Source organism: Desulfopila aestuarii DSM 18488, assembly GCF_900143695.1.
Lineage (GTDB): Bacteria > Desulfobacterota > Desulfobulbia > Desulfobulbales > Desulfocapsaceae > Desulfopila > Desulfopila aestuarii.
The window spans coordinates 72,436-95,678 of sequence record NZ_FRFE01000008.1; the positions used below are offsets into that span (position 1 = coordinate 72,436).

Here is a 23,243-nt window from a genome sequence, read left to right on the forward strand (position 1 = left end):
CAGGGTGGTTATCTGGTCCATTGCTGAAGCTCTCCCTCGGCTGCAATCTTGAGTTTCTTCAACATTTCAGGAGAGTCGAATAACTGCCTGCACAACTCACATTTCCGGTAAGTGACGATGTCCCGCGCCTTAAATCCTGCAAACGATGCGATAGTAGTTATACCCAGGGAGCGGATAGCGTTGAACAATTGGCATGATTCGCTCTTTTCAAAAAGCTGTTTGATAGATTCGTTTTTGAGACTGCCCAGCTTAAAAAAATCGGTCGTTTTAAAGTGGCTTCCGGCATCACAGCATGCATACATGGTGAGATCAGGAGTCAGATAGGGATTCATGGCGCAACGATTATCCTGATAATCTGTAAAGATCGCATCCCGACCAAAAGATTCGGCCCGGCCTGCATAAATAACAGGTTCCGGGAAAAACATCAGGATATTGTCGCGCAAAAATTGTTCGTATGAATCATCCTCGTTCGAAAAATCCGTCACAAAAGAGACGAAATACGAAATTCCTGCCACCTTGCAGGCCCGGGCTGCATTCAGTACATTTTCCCGAGATACATGCTGCTGATGCCATCTGCTATAGCTTAAACGCAGTTGGCAGAGTCCGAACTGTTTAAGACTCAGGACATGCTCAAGGGCCTGCTCAGGGCTTTTCGCCCAATAACTGTTGGTAACGATCCTGGTATACATCTTTAAGCGGCTGCAAAGAGCCACCAGCTCCAACAGATCTTGAAAATAGATAAAAGGTTCACCAGCGGTAAAACTTATGCCAGAAACACCGGCTGCTGCCATCTCAATTATTATCTCTTGAGCCTGTGCGAGTTCCATTTTGCTCACATCCGGCATGTCTTCTGTTGCAACACAATGACAACATTTGATGTTGCATCTTGTTGAATATCCAAAAGCTATTTTTCGCATCTGTTTCAATTACGGACTGTGTAGATGGCTTCAAGGTAGGGCAGGAGCAACTGCTTTCTTCCGCCCATGTGTCATTCTTGTGCAATGCTTTTACCCGAGGAATTCCTTATTGTAAATCCCGGTGGTCGCAGACTTCCAGTCTGAATACGAGGCTTGCAACCTCGACCAGCTTATATGATATGTATTGAGTATGCTGGTAAGGCTGGTATAGTCCGGCGCACAGCAGACTGCGTTTCTCGATGAGCACACCATGTGTCCTTTTTTGAAATCTTGAATTCTTCATAGTGATACAACAATGTCCTTCTCAGCCCTTTCTCTCATTGCACCTCTACTTCGAGCCCTTGCCGAAAAAGGGTATTCCACCCCAACCCCGATTCAAATGAAAGCAATCCCAGCTGTTCTCTCCGGCAGGGATGTAATGGGTGCGGCACAGACGGGAACGGGCAAAACGGCCGGTTTCACCTTACCGCTACTGCAACGACTCGTAAAAGGAGCAAAGGTTCATCCAAACCATATCCGCGCCCTGATATTGGTGCCTACCCGCGAACTCGCCGTGCAGGTTGCCGAATCGGTGGCTGCCTATGGAAAGCATCTGCCACTCACGTCGGGGGTTGTTTACGGTGGGGTAAAAATCAATCCACAGATGATGAAACTCCGGCCTGGGCTTGACATTCTGGTTGCGACACCGGGACGCTTACTCGATCTTTTCCGTCAAAACGCAGTACATTTTTCACACGTCGAGATGCTGGTACTTGATGAAGCGGACCGGATGCTCGACCTTGGGTTCCTTGACGATATTCGCACGATCTTGAGCCTGCTGCCCAAAAAAAGACAGAGTCTGCTCTTTTCAGCCACTTTTTCAGCTGAAATCCATACGCTTGCGACCACACTGCTGCACAAACCCGTTCATATAGAAGCGAGCCCGTCGAACTCAGCCGCCAGGAGTGTGAAACAGTTCATTTACGAGGTCGACAAATCGAAGAAACCGGCGCTGCTCTGCCATCTCCTCAAAAACAATGACTGGGATCAGGTGCTGGTTTTTTGCCGCACCAAGAATGGCGCAGACCAGCTGGCAAAAAGATTAAATGGAGCTGGAATATCGGCTCTTGCAATTCATGGGGACAAGAGCCAGGGGGCACGCACAAAAGCTCTCCAAGAGTTTACGACAAAGACTATTCGCGTCCTGGTCGCTACCGATATCGCCTCGCGGGGGCTCGACATCAGCGAACTCTCACACGTGATCAATGTTGATCTGCCAAAAGTTGCGGAAGATTACATTCATCGTATTGGTCGTACGGGCCGGGCCGGGCTCGACGGGGTGGCAATTTCCCTTGTCAGTGCAGATGAGGTCACCCTGCTCTCGTCTATCGAGACACTTCTCGGCCAACTTCTGGTCCGCGAAGTTGCATCCGGCTATATTCCTACCCATAGCGTACCTCTTACCCAGCTGAAGAAACCGCACCCTAAAAAGCCTAAAAAACCAAAAAAAACTGGGCCGATACAATCACCAACAGCAGCTGACGACCATAGTCCAACCGTTGATTCAAAACGGCAGACTAAAAAAGTTCACAAAAAGCCGCGCTGGAGTGGTACACCACAGGATGGGTCATCTTACCCCAAAAAAACAGCGCGTAAAAAACGTAGAAAATGATCATGAGAAGCAGCATTCAGCATACACTGAGCATTCATCACTCCAGGAGAAACAGATGATACCCTGGCAGGAGATCGACCGGGCGGAAATTCCCGGAGGCGAGGGAGAGGTTATTCTTCGTCGGCGGGGCACGGAGTTTTCGATTCGAACCGCCACCACCGAACTGATGAACAGTCGCCTGCATGGCTCTGAAGAGGCGCTGGCAGAACTGACCTGCAAGCGGTTGCAACACCTGTCCGAAGTGAAAATGCTCATCGGCGGTCTTGGTATGGGCTATACCCTCGCGGCCGCGCTGGCCCACTCTCAGCCTGAAGCACGGCTCTCGGTGTGCGAGCTGGTACCGGCGGTGGTACGCTGGAACAGGGAACACCTTGGTCATCTTGCCGGAAGACCTCTTGACGACCCACGAGTTTCAGTTCTTGAGGGCGATATAGCGACATTCATCAGAGAAAAAGAAGCATTCTGGGATGCAATACTGCTGGACGTCGACAACGGACCTGAGGGGTTGACCCGAGATACCAACGACAGCCTCTATACTATCACTGGCCTGAAAAGTGCCTTTTCGGCATTGCGGCCAAATGGCATACTGGCAGTATGGTCATATGGGCCTGATAAAGGCTTTACCAGCAGATTGGAAAAGTGCAAATTTACAACCGAAACGCTTTCCGTACGAGCCCGAAAAACCGGTAAAGGACGACGACATACGATTTGGTTGGCGAAAAAAATCTCTTAATCTCTCGTCAAATCCAACTTTAAACAGGGTGAAGATCATTGATTAAGTTTTGAGATCTTGATTTGATCTATTTTAATGGCATGTTACAGACACCAGGAAATCTCGATGCACTTCAGGGTGTTGATTATGGCCTGGTCTTGAGCAGGTTGCTTAGCCCACTTTAGCGAGGATAAGAGAGATGCGTTCTGAGAATGCGCGTGATAAAAGTAGTATCAGGCACCGTTTTATGAAGGAAATGCGTGCTTATGCAGCTATCAGTTTGTACCTGTGGGTCTGTTTCAGCGCCTTGCTGCTGTATGGGACAGCTGTGCTGCGTACAGATAATGTGCAGCTTTTGCCGCTCGGCACAGCTCTGGTCAAGGCACTTATTCTCGGAAAATTCATACTGATCGGCAAGGCAATTAAAGTCGGAGTCCGATTGAAGCCTGGCAACCTGCTCTACAGAATTGTCCGAAAGTCACTGGTGATGCTGCTATTTCTGTTGGTGCTTACAGCAATTGAGGAATTGATAGTCGGAGTGGTGCATGGGCAGGCAGCCTCCGCAATCATTACTGAATTCTTAGGCCGGCCTTGGCTGCAACATTTGGCGCCAAGTGTGGTGATGTTACTCGTGCTCATCCCTATGATTGCATTCGAAGAGATTGATCACGTTCTTGGTGATGGCAGTCTCAAGCGTATGTTGTTTGGTACTTCTGAGAATGAATAGGGAATTTGGAGATAGCAGCAGCTACGCCAATCTATCTTTTTGCATTTTTCCAACAATCATTTATCGTTTTGAAAAACAACCGTACAGATTTGAAAAGGCGGGCTAAGTACACTCACTCTGCCCGCCTTTTTGCATTGCCAAAAAGCTGCTTTCCCTCAATCAGCCGCGCCGTTTCTTGGTCACAACGTCCATATAGACCGCCAATACCAGAACCAACCCGCGGATAATAAACTGCCAGAAAGCCGGCATGTTCATAACGCTCATTCCATTTAAGAGGCTTGCCATAATCAATGAGCCGACCAGCGCGCCGGCAATTGAGCCGCTCCCCCCCATAAGGGAAGTCCCGCCGATAACACAAGCTGCAATGGCCTCAAGCTCATAGTTAACGCCACCGCTGGTGGTGCCCGCCGCAACATAGCCAGTCAAGACGATACCGGAAACTCCGGCCAGAAGCCCCATCAGCACAAATACCTGGAACACATTGGCCTTGGTGTTGACGCCCGAAAGCCGCGTAGCCTCAGCATTACCGCCAAGGGCATAGGCATAACGGCCAAGCCGGGTATTACCGGTAATATAGGTGAAGATAAGCGCTACCACTACCATCAACAGCACCGGATTGGGGATGCCGCGGTAACTGTTCATCAAGTAGACAAACGCCATGATGATACCGGAGAACAGCAGCGTCTGAGCCAGATCCACACCAAAGGGACGCAAAGTGATCCCGTAACTGGCCTTCTGTTTACGGTTATAAAAAAGCCAGAAAAAAAGTGCCCCCACCGACAGGAACCCCACCGCATAGCCGAGACTGTTTGGAAGATAGCCCTGGGCGATAAGCCGGAAACTGTCTTCGATGGGGACGATGGTTTTGCCCTGGGTGATGCCGAGCACCCCACCCCGAAAGACCAGCATGCCGCCAAGAGTCACGATAAAAGCCGGAATACCGAGATAGGCGATCGCCCAGCCCTGAATCACGCCAATTAAACCGCCCACCACCAAACCAAACAGAATAGTGGTACAGGTGATAAACGTACCCTGTGCCAGCATGGAAATACCGGGAAACCACTGCTGCAGGAGCGGCGGAAGAAAGATCGCCTGCAGCCATGCGGTAACTGCACTCACCAACCCGACACTCGAGCCGACCGAGAGGTCGATATTACCGGTGACAATAACCATCACCATGCCAATGGAAAGAAATGAGACGATGGTCATCTGGCGGAACAGGTTCGAGAGGTTTCGTGGGCTGAAAAAAATCCAATCCGTCATGAAGCCAAAGAGAAGCCAGATAAAGACCAACGCCAGAATCATGGTGTAGGTCTGCAGATTGTTACGAATAATATTGGAAAGCGTCTTCGATACCATCACAATTCCTCAGCAGCTGTCGTCATGCCCGTTGCCAGGGCCATCAGTTTTTCCTGCGTTGCCTTGTCGCGCTCGACGATTCCGCCGACACACCCTTCATGCATTACCAGGATACGATCACTCATCCCCAATACTTCCGGGAGCTCCGAACTCACCATGATGATCGCCACCCCTTCGGCGGCCAGCTTGTTCATGAGCTTGTAAATTTCATATTTGGCGCCAACATCGATACCACGGGTCGGTTCATCGAGAATCAGCACGGTAGGATCGGACATCAGCCATTTGCCGATGACTACCTTCTGCTGATTGCCACCCGAAAGCGAACTGACGATGGCGTGCAGAGTCGGTGCCTTAACCGACAGGTCACGGGCCATCTTTTCGCTGGCGTTGAGCTCTGCATGTTTGTTGATCGAGCCAAATCCGGCAAACTGGTCCATATTGGCAAGCGAGATATTTTTCAAAATCGATTGTCCAAGCACCAAACCCTGCCGTTTACGATCCTCCGGGATCAAACTGATGCCATGGCGCATGGCGTCCCGTGCCGAACCAACCTTGATTGGTTTACCCTTCATGCGAATCGTGCCGCCGGTGATGCGCCCGCATTCACCAAAAAGCGTTGTCACAAGTTCACTGCGGCCGGAACCCATAAGCCCGGCCACACCAAGAATCTCACCGGCCCGCACAGAAAACGAGATGTCGGAAAGCATCGGTTTTCCAGGTGAGTGTTCCCAATCGGCCGAAAGGTTTCTGACCTCTAGCACCACCTCTTTCGGCTGCCGCTTTGCCTCGGGAAAACGTTCGGTCATCTGCCGGCCTACCATCATAGCGATGATCTCATCGGTGCTCGTCTCGGCAGTGACCTTTGTCCCAACCACCTCACCGTCACGGAAAACGGTAACACGGTCAGTAATCTCAAATACTTCTTCCAACTTATGGGAAATGTAAATGCACGTGACACCCTGCTCTTTCAAAGTACGCAGAATGCGCATCAGTACCTGAACTTCCTGATCGGCAAGAGCCGAAGTTGGCTCGTCTAGAATCAGGATTTTCGCCTTTTCGCTCAGCGCCCGGGCTATCTCCACCATCTGCTGCCTGCCGACGCCAAGGGTCGATACCGGCTTGCCGATGGGCAGATCGATCTGATAACGGTCAAGGATATGCTGAGTTTCGGAATAGAGCTGATGCCAGTTAATGACGGCCTTGTTGCCGGGTTCACGGCCGAGAAAGATATTCTCGCCAACAGTCATCTGCTGGACCAGCGCCAGCTCCTGATGGACAATGGCGATCCCCATCTCCCGGGCCTGCTGAATAGCTCCGGCCGAGAAGTTAAGCGGCTCACCCTCATAGAATACCTCACCGGTATAGGTATCACGGGGGTGTACCCCGGCAAGAATTTTCATGAGCGTCGACTTGCCTGCTCCATTCTCACCGCAGATGCCAAGTATCTCGCCCCGGTCCACCGAAAACGAAATATTGTTCAGCGCGATAACACCCGGAAAGGTCTTGGTAACACTTTCAAATTGCAGAATAGGTTTTTCCACGTGCGCAACCTGTTGGTTGTTGCCGGCCGGCAACCACGTTCTCTTTTCCGGCCGATTCACTCAAAAAAAAAAGAAAACCCGGCTCGTCAAAGTTGTGACGGGCCGGGTTTTCGTCAAGCATCAGATTCTCGGCGGACGCTGGTCTTCCGGGATATCCTTGTAGATATCGTCATATTTCTGGAAACCAGACTTGACAACCTCTTCATAGACGTTGTCTTTGTTGACGCCGACAACTTTCAGGAATTTACAGGGAACGGAACCGGAGAGACTCTTGTCAAGAGTCAGCTCTTCAAGAGTGAAATCTTTCAACCCTTCAACCGGCTCTTTCTTTGCGAACTTGATGGCCATGTCGATTGCCATCGGGGAGAGCAGGCGGACGTCTTTATAGACGGTCATGGTCAGCTCGTTCTCGACGATGGATTTGCAGCCGGCGGCGGTGGCATCCTGGCCGGAAATGGGCACCTTACCGGCAAGGCCTTGGGCTTTCATGGCCTGCAGGGCGCCAAGGGCGGTTCCGTCATTGGAAGCAACAACGGCATCGATTTTATTGGCTTCAGCAGTCAGGATGTTCTCCATGATTTTGGTGGCATTGGCCGGAGCCCAGTTCTCTACCCACTGATCAGCAACGACCTTGATGTCGCCCTTGTCTATCAGCGGCTGCAATACTTCCATCTGACCTTTGCGGAACAGGATGGCGTTATTGTCAGTAGGGCTGCCGCCAAGCAGTGCAAAGTTGCCTTTGTTGACTTTATCGAGCACGCCGCGAGCTTGGGTACGACCGACTTCAACGTTATCAAAGGAGATGTAGGCGGCCAACTTATCGCTTTTCACCAGACGGTCATAGGCAATACAGGGGATGCCGTCACGGCCGGCTTCTTCAACCGCAGAAGCTGCAGCGGCGCCGTCCTCAGCAATGATAATAATCACGTCCACGCCCTGCAGGATCATGTTCTGGATCTGATCGTTCTGCAGTTTGGGATCATGATTGGCTTGCTGGGAAATCAGCTCAGCGCCCTGATCGGCAGCCAGCTTCTTCATGATGGCCTCTTCCACGGGCCAGCGCTCTGTCTCGAAGTCGGATATGGACAGACCGATCTTGATGGGTTTGTCGGCACCAAATGCCGGCATGGCAATGGCCGCAGCCATCAGGGGTGCCATAAACAGACCGAAAAGTTTACCTTTCATCTACGTCTCCTCCTTTGCTTGTTTTCTGGTTCGATTACTGACAAAACAACTCTCAACAGGACACAATCAGGCTTAATTCATTTTGTGAATTATTAACAGAGCAATTGCCATAACAATGAATGCATGTCAATCATTTTGTGACGGAAACGTAGTTTCTATAGCATTTTTTTCAGAATAACACGGAATATTAAAATCATTTGACCGACTCAACGGGAAGACTTCACAACCTATTACGCCAGTCGCTTCGTACCATTTATTCATCGAGCTACACTTTTTCATTGACTTTGACCAATTAATTCAATTATTGAATAAACCAGCTATCCCGTGACTCATCGGGTCATTTTGCGAATCAACTAACGCTTCCAGGAGTTGTCCCATGCCAATGCCGGTGCGCGATCTCATGCGAGCTATCAATCGCGCCAAAATCATCCAAATTATCCGCACCGCCGGTCTTGTCTCGCGGGTGGAACTTGCGGCCGAATCTGGCCTCAGCAAAGCCTCGGTCACCGGCATCACCGCAGAACTCATCAAGGAAGGACTCATAATCGAGAAGCAGTCCGGCGAGTACGAGGGCGGCCGCCGCCCTAAACTTCTCGGCCTTAATCCGGACGGCGCCTATGTGGTTGGAGTCAACCTCTCGATCATGGAAATCAACGTCGTCATCATGAATCTCGAAGCGGATATCATCGCCAATACCAGCCAACCACTCGAGAATCGCCATTACAGCGTCGACGAGATCACCGAACTGATGGTTACCACCGTCCAGACCTGTATGTGGGAGGGCAACTTTGCCCGCGATCGCATCTCCGGGGTCGGAATCGGCGTACCTGGTCCGGTTTATACCAACAGCGGTATTATTCGTTTTCTCCCCAACTACGGCTGGGAAAACGTCAACCTGAGGGACCGGATAGAAGCACGACTGGGCCTCCCCTGCTTTATCGACAACAGCTCCAACACGCTCGCAGCTGCGGAACGCTGGTTCGGGGAAGGGAAAGGAATCGACAACTTCCTGGTGGTAACACTCTTAAACGGTGTCGGCCTCGGCATCGTTATCAACGGTCACATCTACCGAGGCGCCGAAGGAATCGCCGGAGAATTCGGCCACAACATCATCATCCCCGACGGCCCGCTTTGCCGTTGCGGCAAAAAGGGCTGCGTCGAATCGTTTGCCGGAATGATCTCACTCATACGGGATGCGAAAGCTGCAGCCGCCGCAGGGAAATGGCAACCCGCCGATATCGAAGCAATCACCTTTGATTCTCTCGTTGCCGAACTCAAGAGCAATAACAAGATCATCATCGACATTTTCAACCAGGCCGGAACCATTCTCGGGCGCGGCGCCTCCCATCTGGTGGCGCTGTTCAATCCCTCCCGCATCATCGTTACCGGCACATCGGTAAAAGCTGGCCGCCACTTGCTGGAACCTTTCAAAGCGGCACTCGCCAACAACACACCTGAGATGTGCGGCTCTATCGACGACCTGGTTTTTGTAAAAGAATGGACAGACGAGCAATGGGCCAGAGGCGCCGGCTCCCTGGCCCTGCAGGAACTTTATAAATCCCCTGTCAGCGAACTCACCACAGACTGAGGGTTACACAATCACATACCACTGGAGAGCATATGAACTTCTTTGACAATATCCCCACCATCCGATACCAGGGCCCCGAAGCCACCGATCCTTTCAGCTTCAGGTACTACGACGCCGAACGCATGGTTGCCGGTAAAACCATGGCCGAGCATTTGCGCTTTGCGGTGTCCTGCTGGCATACCTTTCTCGGCACAGGCCAGGACATTTTCGGCTCTGCCGTCCATTCCCGCAGCTGGAGCGGCGCAAATGATCCGATGGAACGAGCACGAATGACCATCCGGGCCGCCTTCGAGTTCTGCCAGAAAATCGGCATGCAATATTACTGCTTTCATGACCGCGATATCGCACCTGAAGGTGAGACTTTTGCCCAGTCCTGCAAGAATCTCGAGGAGATCGTAAAACTCGCTGGAGAACTGCAAAAGGAAACCGGTGTCAAGCTGTTGTGGGGCACGGCCAACCTTTTCAGCAATCCCCGTTTTACCCATGGCGCATCTACCAACCCCAACGCACACGTCTTCGCCTATGCTGCCGCCCAGGTCAAACACGCCATGGACGCAACCAAAGAACTTGGCGGGGACGGTTATGTTTTCTGGGGCGGCCGCGAAGGTTACGAGACGCTTCTCAACACCGACATGAAAAAGGAGCAGGAAAACCTGGCGACATTTCTGCACATGGCGGTCGATTATGCCAAAAAAATAGGTTTTACCGGTCAGTTCCTTATCGAACCTAAGCCAAAGGAACCCACCAAGCACCAGTACGACTTCGACGCCGGCACCGTCCTCGGCTTTCTCAGAGCTTATGGCCTGATAGACCATTTCAAGCTCAATATCGAGGCCAACCATGCAACCCTTGCGGGCCACACCTTCGCTCATGAACTGACTGTAGCGGCCAGCGCCGGCAAACTGGGTTCAATCGACGTCAACCGCGGCGACCTGTTGCTGGGCTGGGACACCGACCAGTTCCCCACCGATCTCTACGAAACCACCCAGGCAATGCTGGTTCTGCTCCAACATGGCGGTATCGGCCGCGGTGGCCTCAACTTCGACGCCAAGCTGCGCCGCGGCTCCACCGATCTCGAAGACCTGTTTCACGCCCATATTGGCGGCATGGACACCTTTGCCCGTGGCCTCCTCGTAGCCGATAAAATCATCAGCGACGGCAAACTCAACGATTGTATAGCCAAACGTTACAGCAGCTACGAAAGCGGTATCGGCAAGACCATCCGCGACGGCAAGGCGGATTTCGACATGCTGGAAAAATGGATACTCGAAAACGGCGAGCCAAAGTTAATGAGCGGACGTCAGGAGTATCTCGAAAACCTGCTGAACTGCTACATCTAAGCAAGAAAAGTACACAACGCGTAAAGGAAACAACAATGGCAGACCAGTTGTATATCGGTATCGATTCCGGCACCCAGGGTTGCAAAGTCGTAGTAGTGAGCCGCAGCCTCGGTAAGGTTATTGCTGAAAACAGCAGCCCACACACCCTGATGGAAAACGAGCGCGGCGGTCGCGAACAGGACCCGGCTGTCTGGGTCACCGCGCTTGAAACAGCCCTGGAATCGGCACTTTCCCAGTCTCTTCGCCTAGTGAAAGACGGCCAGGTCAAAGCTATCGGCGTCTCCGGCCAGCAACATGGTTTTGTGCCACTCGACCGCGACGGGCAGGTCATTCGCCCGGCCAAGTTGTGGTGCGATACCGAAACCGTACCCCAATGCACGACGATTACGGAGCGGCTGGGCGGCGAAGAAGCAACCATCGCTGCCATTGGCAATACGATCGCGGCAGGCTTTACCGCCTCAAAGATCCTGTGGCTGAAGGAAAACGAGCCAGAAAACTACCGACGACTGCATACGATCCTTCTGCCGCACGACTACCTCAATTACTGGCTGAGCGGCGAATTCTCAGCAGAACATGGCGACGCCTCGGGCACCGCCTTTTATGATGTTCGCAACAGACAGTGGTCGCAGTTTGCACTTTCGGCAATCGACCCAGAAAATGATTTGCTGGCAATGCTGCCGCCTCTTCGCGACCCACACCAGCCAGCCGGTCGCATCCGTCCTGAGCTGGCCGCGAAATGGAACATCCCAAGTGACGTACTCATCTCGTCCGGTGGCGGCGACAATATGATGGCAGCGATCGGTACCGGCAACGTCAGCCCAGGTGTAGTAACCGCGAGTTTAGGCACCTCTGGTACCATCTACGCCCACAGCAACACCCCGGTCATCGACAGCCGGGGCGAGCTGGCCGCCTTCTGTTCGTCAAGCGGCGGCTGGCTGCCACTGGTATGCACGATGAACGTCACCGTGGCAACAGAACTGGTACGCAATCTGTTTGGCCTGAGCCTTAAGGAGTTTACTCAAACCATCGCCGCTTCCCATGTCGGTAGCGGCGGAATTCTACTGCTGCCTTTTTTCAATGGGGAACGCACTCCGGCTCTTCCCAACGGTTCGGCGACCTTGCACGGTATGAGCACCACCAACTTCACCAAAGCCAATCTCTGCAGAGCCGCCATGGAAGGCGTCACCTTCGGCTTGCGCTACGGCATGGAGGTCCTTGAACGAAACGCTATTGCACCGAACGAAATCCGCCTGGTCGGTGGCGGTGCCAAAAGTCCGGTCTGGCGCCAGATAGTAGCCGATGTTTTCGGAACCCCAGTCGTCTCACCACTCACCACTGAAGCGGGGGCCCTCGGTAGTGCCCTGCAGGCAATGTGGTGCCACGAAACGACACAAGGCAGCAAGGCAACCCTTGGTGAGATCTGCGATCGTTTTATCAAGCTTGATCAGGAGAGCCGTTGTCAACCGGACGAAGGCCGCAGGCAGCAATATGGTGACATATATTCAAGGTATCAACAACTTGAAGGTGAGTTACGACGCATCAACAGTTAAACCTGACCGACCAGTAATATCCCTTTCGTCGCCCACCTATTTTTTTCAGCATCCCCCTCATGACTGAAAAAAATCTGACCAGCCGGGACCTGCTGGTCAGATTTTTCCAAAAGTGTTCCATTTCACACACCATTTTTGCCTGTGTCACCAATAACACGCCTAACACTTTCCAGAACTAAACTTGGTTTCATTTCTTGCTGGACAAATTCAACTTTCCTCAAACGAAAATCTGTTAATCTCCCGAATGCACTATCTCTTCGCACCTGCGAAACCCACCACAAGAGATTCCATATAGGAAACAAGGTTGAACACCAAAAGAAGCAAAAATTAGACATTGCCAAACATTACATAATGTTAAATCACCATACACAATAAATGACAAAATCGTACACTTTCGCAGATTCCACACCTTTTACAAATGTGACATATGTGGTATATCTGTTGAATGCAATTAGATAAATTCGAAAAAAAAGTTGATTTGCAGCCAGGAATTGGATATCATCGCCCCTTTTTTCAGGAAACCTCAGTGTATAGTTTTTCTTTTCTGTCTCGCATTGTCATGCACCTCCCTGAAAAGAAGTTCGTTATGAGGACCGTTGATATGCCTTTTTCATGTTTCTGCTAACGGAATCCGCCACCCACCACAAGATTAAAAATGCACCTACGGAGTTCCTCATGAAAGACAAAGGTTCTGATTTGCCGGCCAGCTGGGAAGAAGAAATCTGGGAGTCCCAGCCCTTGATGAAGCGAGGGAAAATTAAACAGGATACATACTTGACCTGCTGGTGCCCCCAGTGCGGGACAGGTCTCAACGAGGGCGACCAGGCTGTTTTTGAGATCGTCAACAACGAGGGCCAGATCGGAACAAGTAAGGTCGCGGCATACCTCAATGTGTTAGAACAGGAAAGCTCGATTCACATTGAAAAGGATGAGGAAATCACTGATGTAAGGTGCCCTCATTGCCACGTCTCCTTCATCGAAGTGGGTCGTGTATGTAAAGAGGAAAAATGCAAGCGTGTCTGTGACGGACAGCAGTGCAAACTCATTAAGATTCACGTCTCGGTTTCCAACTCAAAGCGGTTGGAGCTTATCAGCTGCGTTCGTCGTTCATGCCGCTGGTACGAGATGAATGAAGAGGACAATGAACGACTCATTTTAAGGGATAGCCATGAGTGGTAACGTCCGGGTCCGTCGAAACTGGACCCGATCATTGACAATCGTACTGATTGTCGCCGTAGCTGGAGCCATCATCGGTTGCCTGGCAGACGGCAAAAAGACAGATACACATCGTTTGTTCTTTCAAAGCACGGCTGGTGCCGTGCTTTTCGACCATGGAAAGCACAGCCAGTCTGCAGATTCATGCGCCCAGTGCCACCACGATCTTTACTCCGCAACACAGGCAATAGCCTGCACCGAGTGTCACGATGCGGATGTCAAAGCTGATGATTTCGAGCATGACAACTTAAAAGACATACACAGTCGAGACTGCTCCAGGTGTCACCAGGTAATGGAAGATGCCAAGCCCGACTCATGCCGCACCTGCCACCCCGGCAGCCAGCCGAGCACGACCCCCCTCGTCAACTGCACAGAGTGTCATGACGACAGCTTTTCTCCGGAGATGCTGGAGCACGATGAATACCTGGACATAGAAGCCCACACCTGCCAGGGGTGCCATGCCCCCCGGTCTGTTTCCGAGGCCTACCACACCAACTGCACCTCCTGCCATCTGGAAAACGCCCCGGCCAGATTCTCCGGAGCGGACGGAAAAGTAGTGTGCGGCGCCTGCCATTTACGATGAGAATGTTGTCATGCAACGACTGTTGAACCTGTTCCAAAACAAACCGATGCTGCCCGGAACACCAGCCCATGACCCAGTCATCCGTCAGGTTGACGATCCGGATCATGTGACTATACCGCTGGATTACCCTGGCCGGATACACTATTTCCCGACAGTAAAAGCCGGAGACATTGTCCGTAAAGGTCAGGCTATCGGCGCCTCACGAAACGGCAATAGTGTTATCGCCTCCATTAGCGGTACGGTGAAAGATATCACCACGGTCTGGACCGCGCAGTCTGTCCACTCTCCGGCCATCGTCATTGAAAACGACGGAGGAGCGCCGCTGGCTCCCAATGAAATTTTCGAGGGTCCCATCACCACTGGTAACCTAGATGCAGCCATGGACAGAATGCGTTCCGCCGGTGTCGCCCCTCCCTGGACCTTGTCCGGACGTGAATGGGGCGAAGAAGAAATGCGGGATCTGCCAGCCATCGAGACCGTGGTTATCACAGGTGTTCGACCAGAAACCACCATCCTCACCTCCCAGTTGCTCCTTGAACAGAATGCAAAGAAAGTTGCCGAAGGCTTGAAGCGCATTCGCTCCTTTATGCCTGCTGCCCGTATCTGCCTCACGATTCCTGATCACCTCCGGTCGCTCGCTGATAAGACGTTTGCCGGTCTTGCCGAACTGTTTTTTCTTCCACCCAGCTATTATGCCCGCATTGAACGTGAAGTCGTGGCGCAGGTGCTTGGCCGGAGGATCCCCAACCGTGATAACTACCGAAATCATGGCATCGCCGTGCTCGATGTTGAATATCTGCTGGCCATTGTTGACGCGCTGGACGGCATTTCGCCTCTTACCCAGAAGTGCATCACTATCAGCGGTTCAACAATCGAAAAAGCCATAACTGTCCGCTTCCCGCTGGGCAGCACGATCAAGCATGTTCTTGCCAGCCAGGGACTTAAGATTACCGATTTTACCCGGACAGTGGTCGGGGGCCCCATGACGGGTTATGCCCAGTATTCAGACCAGACACCGTTAACCTATAACAACGGTATCCATCTTATTGCAGGCGACGTATCCCCCTTCGATGCCATTGCCCCCTGCATCAACTGCGGTCGATGCGCACGGGTCTGCCCAGTCAACATTCAGGTACATCTGGTCAACCGCATGATCGAATTCGGCCAGCTTGAATCTGCAAGGGAACTGCATCCGGAAGCCTGTTACGAGTGCGGCCTCTGCGCCAGCGTCTGCCCGGCGGAACGGCCCATTGTCCAACTCCTCCATTTCTGCAATCATGACATGGTCCACGGTGAGCGACACACCTGGATGTCGGGAGGCGAATAATGCAAGAAATAAAAATGTACAACGACACTCCGGCCACAGACAAGCGCATGCTCGATGTGGCAGTCGGCCCTCATTTCCGCTTGGGAACCGGATTGGCTTCAATCTATCAACGCTGGGTTATTGCTCTCCTTCCCGCCATGGCGGCGAGTCTCTACTATTTCGGCCCTGCCGCCCTTCGGGTCTTTTCCCTTTGTGTTGGTTTCTCAGTCATCATCGATCTGGTGGCTGAAAAGCTGGCGCCGTCACGGGATCTCACCTCCAACTGGTCTAGCGTCAGTCTGGCTCTGTTGCTGGCCTTTATGCTGCCTGTGAATGCCCCCTGGTGGCTCATCCTTATCGGCTGCTTTTTCATGGTGGTTGTGGGTAAGAAATTTTTCGGTGGCGTCGGCGCCTATCCGGCCCAGCCGGCCGTGCTCGCGGTCGCTGTCCTGCAGCTTTCCTGGCCCGCGCGTATGGACTACACCGGCGCCCTGAAAGATCTGGACTGGCCGGTCACCATGATCGAGCCCCTCAGATTACTGAAGTCTCTCGGTGCGTCTGCCGAATCACACTATAACTGGCTTGACCTGCTCATCGGTCGCCAGGTTGCCGGCACCGCCGAAGGCATGGTGCTCTTTCTGCTGGTGGGCGGACTGTTTCTGCTGATGCTCCGGGAAATCCAGTGGCAGGCTCCGGCCGGTTTCTTCATCGGTGTCTTCGCCACCGCCGGGATCTTCCACCTCTATGCCCCAACGCAGTTCGCCTCACCCTTGTTTTATCTCTTGAGCGGCGGAACGGTCTTTATGGGACTTTTTCTGCTCACCGACCATACCAACTCACCGGTAAATAAACTGCCCCTCTTTCTGTACGGCCTCCTGGCAGGCATCCTGCTGATATTCATCCGTGGCTATTCAAAGCATGTCGACGGTATGGTCTTCGCAGTGCTGCTGGCCGGCCTCGCCGCCCCCCTTCTTGACATGATCAAACCAAAAGTCAAAGGAGCTGAAAATGTCTGAGATTACACGCATGGTGGTGGTGCTTTCCCTCATTGCAGGGTTCTGCTCCGCCGCACTTACGCTGGCCAATGTTCAGCTCGGGCCAAAAATCCAGGAGCAGACTGACTTCTACGTTCGCGGGCCGGCCCTGGAGCGATTGTTCAACAAGCCTGCAAAGGAAGTCCTGAAAAATAAAGTGATCATCCCTACCGAGACCGGTGATGTGCCGGTCTTCTTCACCCGTGAAGGTGACAAGGTCTCCGCACTGGCGGTCGAAGCGGTCGGCAAAGGGGGGTTCGGCGGAGACCTGAAGATCATGGTCGGTATAGATCTTATCAACGAACGCCAGACCGGCATGGAAGTGGTGAGCCACAGCGAGACTCCCGGCCTCGGCGCCCGCATCGAGGAGATCGCCTTTCGTCGGCAATGGAACGGTTTACCGATCGATGAGCCGATAGCGGTAACCGCCGATGGCGGAATAATTGACTCGATCAGCGGCGCCTCGACCACTTCCCGGGCAGCTGTCAAAGGCACCAACGAGGTACTTGATTTCATACGCCTGAAAAAGGCTGAGATTCTGCAACGCATCGCAAAATTATAAAAGGATTCAAATAGCATGGCACAGAAATTTCTTCCCACATTGACCGCCGGCCTGTGGAAACGGATACCACCGTTTCGCCTGGTACTCGGTTTATGTCCGTCACTGGCCGTGACCATGTCGGCGGAAAACGGGCTCGGCATGGGAGTCGCCACCGGCTTTGTCGTGATGCTCTCCAGCGGTGCGATCTCGAGCATGCGTAATATCATCCCCGCCAAGGTACGCATTGCATCCTACATTGTTATTATCGCCACCCTGGTTTCCATTGTCGAAATCCTGATGAAGGCCTACTTTTTCCCACTTTCAGAACAGCTCGGAATCTATATTCCCCTGATCGTGGTGAATTGCATCGTTCTTGGTCGAGCAGAAGGCTTTGCCTCCAAGAATCCGCCATTTATTTCCATGGTGGATGGCTTGAGTGTTGGTACCGGCTATGCCATATCCCTTACGCTCATCGGCTCAATCAGGGAAATATTGGGGGCCGGCACCTGGTTTGGTATGCCTGTTTTCGGGGAATGGTTTGAACCGATGTCCTTTCTCGTCACTGCTCCCGGTGCATTTGTCACTATCGGCACCCTGCTCGCTCTTCAGAATCTCTTCTCCCGCTGGCGCGGCGAGAAATTTATCCAGGGGTAAAGGAACGTTCTTATGGATCTCTTTTTTCTAGCCATCTCGGCCACCTTCGTCAACAATATCCTGCTGGCCCAGTATCTCGGCAACTGCCCGTTTTTAGGCGTTTCGAAGAAACTGGAAACAGCAATCGGCATGGCCGCGGCAATCCTCTTTGTCACGTCCCTTGCCTCTCTATTCACCTGGTCCGTCTTCACCTTCGTGCTGAAGCCCTACGGCCTTCAGTTTCTGCAGACGCTGACCTTTATTTTGATTATCGCCTCGCTTGTTCAGCTTGTAGAAATCATTTTGAAGAAGAAGAGTCGAACGCTCTATAATGCTCTCGGCGTCTATCTTCCGCTGATCACCACCAACTGCGCCGTTATGGGTGTTGCCCTGCTTATCGCCAAGAAAGAGCTGCCATTTTCCGAGATGATGGTCTTCTCCAGTTTCAGTGCCATCGGCTATGGCCTGGCATTGATCCTGTTCGCCGGCATTCGTGAACGGCTCCTGATCTCGGCAGTACCGAAAAGCATGCAGGGTACTTCCATCGCCCTGGTAACCGCCGGTATCATGGCCCTTGCCTTTATGGGCTTCAAGGGAATGGCCTCTTAAGGAATAGAAGGAGAGTAATTGTGATTGCGCCAATAGTCCTGCTTGTCGGGATCGCCTTCGTGGCGGCTATTATCCTTGGCATAGCAGCGAAAGTCTTTGTCGTGGAGGAAGATCCACGGATAGAAGCGGTAACAGACCTGCTGCCGGGTGCCAACTGCGGGGGCTGCGGCCAGGCAGGTTGCAGCTCTGCTGCCGAAGCGATGGTCAAGGGAAAGATTGAAGTCAACTCCTGTGTGGTCGGCGGCAGTGAAACCGCTGAAGCCATCGGTGCGTTTCTCGGCTACGATGTCACAGGTGCCGAGCCGACCCTTGCCTGTGCCACCTGCGAAGGAGGCTACCGGGCAGCCCGCAAGTTCCATTACTCGGGTCTGCAGGACTGCCGAGCCGCCCTTCAGCTCTATCATGGGTATATCCGATGCGAAAACGGCTGCCTCGGCCTCGGTTCCTGCATGCGTGCCTGTCGTTTCTCCGCCATCCGACTGAACCCTGACAGTGGTCTACCGATATTTGATCCGGAACGCTGTGTGGGTTGCGGAAGCTGTGTCGCCGCCTGTCCCAAAGGGATTATCTCTCTTGTGGGTGAAAAGACCAAAATTCTTCACTGGAATCAATACACCCAGTGTCTGTCGCCATGCCGTCAACGGTGTCCGGCCCAGATCAATATCCCCAAATATCTGGCTCATGCCCGCCGCGGTGAATATGGCGCGGCATTGATGACTGTCAAAGATCGCAATCCGCTGCCGACAGCTACAGGTCGTGTCTGTCCGGAGTTGTGTGCCACTGAATGCCGGCGTACCACCCAGGACGACCCTCTGGCAATCAATGCCATTAAACGTTTTGTCGCCGACTGGGAAAGAACCAGCGGCAAGCGGCTCCAGGTTCCTATCGCTGCCGATACAGGTTTTAAAATCGCGATTGTTGGTGGTGGACCATCAGGTTTGACAGCAGCCTACTACCTCAGACGCCTCGGCCACGAGGTTGAGATTTTTGAAATGATGCCAAAGCTTGGCGGCATGCCTTTCTATGGCATCCCTGATTACCGATTGTCGGAAGAGCAATACCAATGGGATATCGATGGAGTACTGGAACTGGGCGTAAAGGCCCACACCGGGGTTAAACTCGGTCGGGATATCACTATCCGTTCGTTGAAAGCTGTTGGCTTTGATGCCGTCTACCTGGCCATTGGCTGCTGGTTTGGCCGCCTGCTTCCACTGGAAGGCAAGGAGCTCAACGGCATTTACAGCGGCATCCAATATCTGCGGCGTTTCCATACCGCCGAGGAGATTATCAAGGGCAAGCGGGTTGTGGTCATCGGTGCAGGAAACGTAGCCATGGACTGTGCCCGATCCGCCCTTCGTATCGGTGCAGAAAGTGTGCTGCTGATCTTCCGATTCTCACGGGATATGATGGAAGCCAACGCCCACGAGATCCACGATGCTGAAACAGAAGGCGTGATCATGCGCTGCCTGGTGTCTCCGGTGCGCTTTGTCGGAGAAAACGGCCAACTGACCGGCATCGAAGTGCAGGAAGTGACACTGCGTGACTCCGCCGGCGGCATGCCCGAGGTACTGCCGGTAGAGGGGTCCGACGAAATACTGGACTGTGACGTCGTTATCCAGGCCGTTGGCCAGGCCTGCAACCTTGATGGTATCATCGAGGCAGACGGTCTGGAGAAAACCCGTTACCATACGATCCAGGCAAATGAAGAGACTCTTGAGACCAACCTCCCCGGCGTCTTCGCTGGTGGTGATTGCTATACAGGTCCACGTCTTCTTGTCGAAGCGATCGCCGGCGGACGATTCGCCGCCCGCTCAATCCATTATTATGTGACAGAAGGTAAGATCCCACCCATCGAGGACCGGCAGCGTGAGATGATGGCACCAGCCCTGGTGGATTCGCTGGTGAATGTTATCCCCACACCGACCAAAGCGATAAAACCGATGATTCCGTTGGCCGAACGTATGGGCACCTTCAGTGAGGTTGAACGAACAATCACTGAAGAGCAGTGCCAGAAAGAGGCCAGCCGCTGTCTGAACTGCGGCATCTACTGCTACGATCAGAGCGATCTGCCTCAGGATCAACTCCGTATTGCCAAATCCTGCCCCAACGAGCCGCACATCGTTGAGAAGAAGGAAACAGCACCGGCAGCATGATAGACCCTGCAATGCGAAGCGAATACGAATGACCTGAAACAGTTTCCATTCAAAGAACAGCCACAGAACCCATGTTGGATTATCCAGCATGGGTTCTGTACTGTGGAATACTCGTCCAAAGGTTCGTAACACCTCTTTTTCCGGCAAAACCTTCTCCCGATTACACTTCTGCTCTTTCCCGTTGTTTATTCCCCTTGCGGATTTTCCGATTTGACAAAAATTCCTTGCCGCTGTAACAGCTATATCCTAACGAACAGGTTACATTCATACAGAGCCAAACGCAGTTCAATATTTGCTATCAGGACCTACCCATGCCCATTACTGCCACATCTTTCGGGACAATCGCAGACCAGGAGATAACAGCCTTTACCTTACAGAATGACAGCGGCATGCTGGTCAAAATTCTTGATTACGGTGGGATCATCAGTGAATTGCACACTCCGGGTCGCAATGGCTCCGCCGATGTAGTCCTCGGTTATGACAGCCTCGCGGGCTACATCCCGAATCCTGCCTATATGGGAGCTATCGTCGGCCGTTTTGCCAATCGTATACAAGGCGCGCAATTCACCTTAAACGGCGTCACCAGGCACCTTGACGCCAACGAGCCCCCAAATCACCTGCATGGCGGCTTTCACGGCTTCCATACACACCGCTGGCAGGCTGAGCCCTATATCGACCAAAAAGATTTCTGCCTGCGGCTTACACGACGATCTCCGGATGGAGAGGGCGGATATCCCGGCAACCTTGATGCGGTTGTCATCTACCGCTTATCTGCCGATAACACTCTTGTATTCGACATCACCGCTATCAGCGACCAGGACACACCCGTCTCCATCACCCAGCATAGCTATTTCAATCTTGCTGGTCATGATTCAGGCGACATCTGCGGCCAACAGCTGCACATTTATGCAAATACAATAACCGAATCTGACAACGCCCTGCTGCCCACCGGCCGGATCCTCCCGGTCGCCGGAACACCCTTCGATTTCAACTCTCTTGCGGCCATTAATCCCAATCACCCTGATCTCGTGTCAGGCTATGATGTCAACTATGTGGTAAGCGGCATACCCGGCATCCTGCGCCCCGCCGCAAAACTGCACGATCCAAAGTCTGGGCGGACTCTGAAAATCTCTACCACCAAACCGGGTATCCAACTCTACGACGGCACCCACCTTACAGCCTTGCAGATCGCCGGCAAAAACAACACACGTTATCCCAAATGGGGAGGGCTCTGCCTGGAGACCCAACATTTCCCCGATGCCGTTAATCAGCCGGAGTTTCCCTCACCGATCCTCAAGGCAGGCGAACAATACAGCCACACCACTGTTTTTTCCTTCGATGTTGTCTGAAAAAAATGGGCAGCCTGCTGATCTGCGGCTCCCCCCATACAAAGGCTACAACTGTCCAGCTTTGTTCCCGCAAGTGCCGGATAGACCTCCAGCACGGTATCGGAATCGGTTTCACCTGCATGATGATATGCCGCCTGAGCTACCCCAAGCGAAAAAATCAGACCACATACCATCAACACCAGTATCCTGTTCATACCATCTCCTTCTGAATGTTATTGAGCACCACACGGACCATAAGAAAAAGCCGAAAAGCGCGGGCGAAACAACTGACCCATCATTAGCATCTACGGGATACCAAGTACAGACAAAGACCTAACCTTGCAATCCCCAAGGAGACAATGGGAGAACAATGACCATAAACAACAAATATCAACATGTTACATAAAGCAGTCGACAGACTTGGCCCAGGAGCAGAGACACCTTTTTCCGCCTATCACAGCCAGGAAAAACAGCCTGTTCTCATATGAAAATTTCAAAAATACTTATTCCAGGCAATGCGGGAAAAGGAAATACGAGAGAGGAAATGAAATTTGAGTAAAAGAGTTGTTGACTTCAAATACCGGGTTTGGTAAATAATCGCCCCACAGCAAGGCAACAGCGCGGGAATAACTCAGTGGTAGAGTGCAACCTTGCCAAGGTTGAAGTCGCGAGTTCGAATCTCGTTTCCCGCTCCAAATACAAAAAGGCGACCCCTAAAACGGGTCGCCTTTTTCTTTTCTAGTCATTGCCATCTGGAGGGTTATCGACACCAACCTTCTGACCCGTCCTCCGCACCATCCGGCTCTCCTCGATGCCGAATCTGCAATCCCTGCAAAAATCTACGAAGTACTTGGTCTTTGCAACGCATGTAATGTTTGTGATCTTCCTTGCGAAAAAAAGCACTGAGTTCATGCTTACTCAAACGAAAATTTGCCAGCTCAAGAAGTTCCAGGACATCTTCATCTCGCAAATTAAGGGCAATCCGCAGCTTTCTGAAAATGATGTTATTGTTCAGCCGTTTCTCCGGCTGCGGCTGCTCACCCTCTTTTTTTCCACGTCTGTCATTGATGAAGCCATTCAAGAAGATAGCGAGCTGTTTGTCATCACAAGCTTTAAAGGCTGGATCATCATCCTTTTTCAGCCAGTCACTGATCTGGGCCCGCGTCACCTTGTAGCCCGTTGAGCTGAAGACGGTCATCATCCGAGAATCATCCATATCGAAGATATAGCGGACACGTCGTAATATATCGTTGTTATTCAAGGATATCTCC

General features: G+C 52.4%; 21 protein-coding genes and 1 tRNA gene. 16 read left to right on the forward strand and 6 right to left on the reverse strand.

Annotation, left to right across the window (positions count from 1 at the left end; genetic code table 11):
• Positions 1 to 8: 8 nt before the first annotated feature.
• A complete protein-coding gene (locus tag BUF15_RS09845) occupies positions 9 to 917 on the reverse strand; it encodes a radical SAM protein (protein WP_073613305.1) in 909 nt (302 codons plus the stop codon).
• A 295-nt stretch (positions 918 to 1,212) separates the two neighbouring features.
• Here BUF15_RS09845 and BUF15_RS09850 point away from each other — a divergent pair, with 295 nt between their 5' ends.
• The 3 genes from BUF15_RS09850 (at position 1,213) to BUF15_RS09860 (ending at position 4,007) form a co-directional block, all read left to right on the forward strand.
• Positions 1,213 to 2,568, forward strand: a complete 1,356-nt coding sequence (locus tag BUF15_RS09850; RefSeq protein WP_073613306.1) for a DEAD/DEAH box helicase — start codon at positions 1,213 to 1,215, stop codon at positions 2,566 to 2,568.
• Between the two features lie 55 nt (positions 2,569 to 2,623).
• Positions 2,624 to 3,301, forward strand: coding sequence for a spermidine synthase (locus BUF15_RS09855; RefSeq protein WP_073613307.1), 678 nt, complete (start codon positions 2,624 to 2,626; stop codon positions 3,299 to 3,301).
• A 178-nt stretch (positions 3,302 to 3,479) separates the two neighbouring features.
• On the forward strand, positions 3,480 to 4,007 hold the full coding sequence (locus tag BUF15_RS09860) for a hypothetical protein (protein WP_073613308.1): 528 nt from the start codon (positions 3,480 to 3,482) through the stop codon (positions 4,005 to 4,007).
• 159 nt (positions 4,008 to 4,166) lie between these two features.
• Here BUF15_RS09860 and BUF15_RS09865 read toward each other — a convergent pair whose 3' ends face one another.
• The 4 genes from BUF15_RS09865 to BUF15_RS09875 are packed head-to-tail and all read right to left on the reverse strand — an operon-like array spanning position 4,167 to position 8,092.
• The gene (locus tag BUF15_RS09865; protein ID WP_073613309.1) at positions 4,167 to 5,366 is read right to left on the reverse strand and encodes a sugar ABC transporter permease; all 1,200 of its coding nucleotides are present in this window, start codon (positions 5,364 to 5,366) and stop codon (positions 4,167 to 4,169) included.
• Positions 5,366 to 6,907, reverse strand: a complete 1,542-nt coding sequence (locus BUF15_RS09870; RefSeq protein ID WP_073613310.1) for a sugar ABC transporter ATP-binding protein — start codon at positions 6,905 to 6,907, stop codon at positions 5,366 to 5,368. The genes BUF15_RS09865 and BUF15_RS09870 overlap by 1 nt, the downstream gene beginning before the upstream one ends.
• Entirely contained in the window at positions 6,882 to 7,028 is a 147-nt protein-coding gene (locus BUF15_RS27105; protein ID WP_159441277.1) for a hypothetical protein, read from the reverse strand. Before BUF15_RS27105 ends, BUF15_RS09870 begins: the two co-directional genes overlap by 26 nt.
• On the reverse strand, positions 7,028 to 8,092 hold the full coding sequence (locus BUF15_RS09875) for a substrate-binding domain-containing protein (protein WP_073613311.1): 1,065 nt from the start codon (positions 8,090 to 8,092) through the stop codon (positions 7,028 to 7,030). The genes BUF15_RS27105 and BUF15_RS09875 overlap by 1 nt, the downstream gene beginning before the upstream one ends.
• 376 nt (positions 8,093 to 8,468) lie before the next feature.
• Here BUF15_RS09875 and BUF15_RS09880 point away from each other — a divergent pair, with 376 nt between their 5' ends.
• The 13 genes from BUF15_RS09880 (at position 8,469) to BUF15_RS09940 (ending at position 22,667) form a co-directional block, all read left to right on the forward strand.
• On the forward strand, positions 8,469 to 9,680 hold the full coding sequence (locus BUF15_RS09880) for an ROK family transcriptional regulator (RefSeq protein WP_073613312.1): 1,212 nt from the start codon (positions 8,469 to 8,471) through the stop codon (positions 9,678 to 9,680).
• A 32-nt stretch (positions 9,681 to 9,712) separates the two neighbouring features.
• Positions 9,713 to 11,020, forward strand: coding sequence for a xylose isomerase (gene xylA / locus BUF15_RS09885; protein ID WP_073613313.1), 1,308 nt, complete (start codon positions 9,713 to 9,715; stop codon positions 11,018 to 11,020).
• Positions 11,021 to 11,055: 35 nt separating this feature from the next.
• On the forward strand, positions 11,056 to 12,570 hold the full coding sequence (gene xylB / locus BUF15_RS09890; protein WP_200802363.1) for a xylulokinase: 1,515 nt from the start codon (positions 11,056 to 11,058) through the stop codon (positions 12,568 to 12,570).
• 675 nt (positions 12,571 to 13,245) lie between these two features.
• Positions 13,246 to 13,749, forward strand: a complete 504-nt coding sequence (locus BUF15_RS09895) for a hypothetical protein (protein ID WP_073613314.1) — start codon at positions 13,246 to 13,248, stop codon at positions 13,747 to 13,749.
• Positions 13,739 to 14,368 (forward strand): cytochrome c3 family protein, encoded by a 630-nt coding sequence (locus BUF15_RS09900; RefSeq protein ID WP_073613315.1) that lies wholly within the window; start codon positions 13,739 to 13,741, stop codon positions 14,366 to 14,368. The genes BUF15_RS09895 and BUF15_RS09900 overlap by 11 nt, the downstream gene beginning before the upstream one ends.
• A 10-nt stretch (positions 14,369 to 14,378) precedes the next feature.
• Complete coding sequence (locus BUF15_RS09905) at positions 14,379 to 15,695, forward strand: 4Fe-4S dicluster domain-containing protein (protein WP_073613316.1); 1,317 nt, start codon at positions 14,379 to 14,381, stop codon at positions 15,693 to 15,695.
• Complete coding sequence (locus tag BUF15_RS09910) at positions 15,695 to 16,690, forward strand: RnfABCDGE type electron transport complex subunit D (protein ID WP_084553819.1); 996 nt, start codon at positions 15,695 to 15,697, stop codon at positions 16,688 to 16,690. The genes BUF15_RS09905 and BUF15_RS09910 overlap by 1 nt, the downstream gene beginning before the upstream one ends.
• On the forward strand, positions 16,683 to 17,270 hold the full coding sequence (locus BUF15_RS09915) for an RnfABCDGE type electron transport complex subunit G (protein WP_073613317.1): 588 nt from the start codon (positions 16,683 to 16,685) through the stop codon (positions 17,268 to 17,270). Before BUF15_RS09910 ends, BUF15_RS09915 begins: the two co-directional genes overlap by 8 nt.
• Before the next feature lie 15 nt (positions 17,271 to 17,285).
• Positions 17,286 to 17,903, forward strand: coding sequence for an electron transport complex subunit RsxE (rsxE, locus tag BUF15_RS09920; RefSeq protein ID WP_073613318.1), 618 nt, complete (start codon positions 17,286 to 17,288; stop codon positions 17,901 to 17,903).
• A 12-nt stretch (positions 17,904 to 17,915) separates the two neighbouring features.
• Positions 17,916 to 18,491 carry an electron transport complex protein RnfA gene (locus tag BUF15_RS09925; protein ID WP_073613319.1) on the forward strand — a complete coding sequence of 192 codons (576 nt, stop codon included), beginning with the start codon at positions 17,916 to 17,918 and terminating at the stop codon, positions 18,489 to 18,491.
• A gap of 20 nt (positions 18,492 to 18,511) precedes the next feature.
• A complete protein-coding gene (locus tag BUF15_RS09930) occupies positions 18,512 to 20,644 on the forward strand; it encodes an FAD-dependent oxidoreductase (protein ID WP_084553821.1) in 2,133 nt (710 codons plus the stop codon).
• Positions 20,645 to 20,955: 311 nt separating this feature from the next.
• A complete protein-coding gene (locus tag BUF15_RS09935) occupies positions 20,956 to 21,993 on the forward strand; it encodes an aldose epimerase family protein (protein WP_073613321.1) in 1,038 nt (345 codons plus the stop codon).
• A 599-nt stretch (positions 21,994 to 22,592) separates the two neighbouring features.
• A tRNA-Gly gene (locus BUF15_RS09940) sits at positions 22,593 to 22,667 on the forward strand.
• Positions 22,668 to 22,732: 65 nt separating this feature from the next.
• Here BUF15_RS09940 and BUF15_RS09945 read toward each other — a convergent pair.
• Positions 22,733 to 23,233 (reverse strand): YehS family protein, encoded by a 501-nt coding sequence (locus tag BUF15_RS09945; protein WP_073613322.1) that lies wholly within the window; start codon positions 23,231 to 23,233, stop codon positions 22,733 to 22,735.
• Between the last annotated feature and the right edge of the window lie 10 nt (positions 23,234 to 23,243).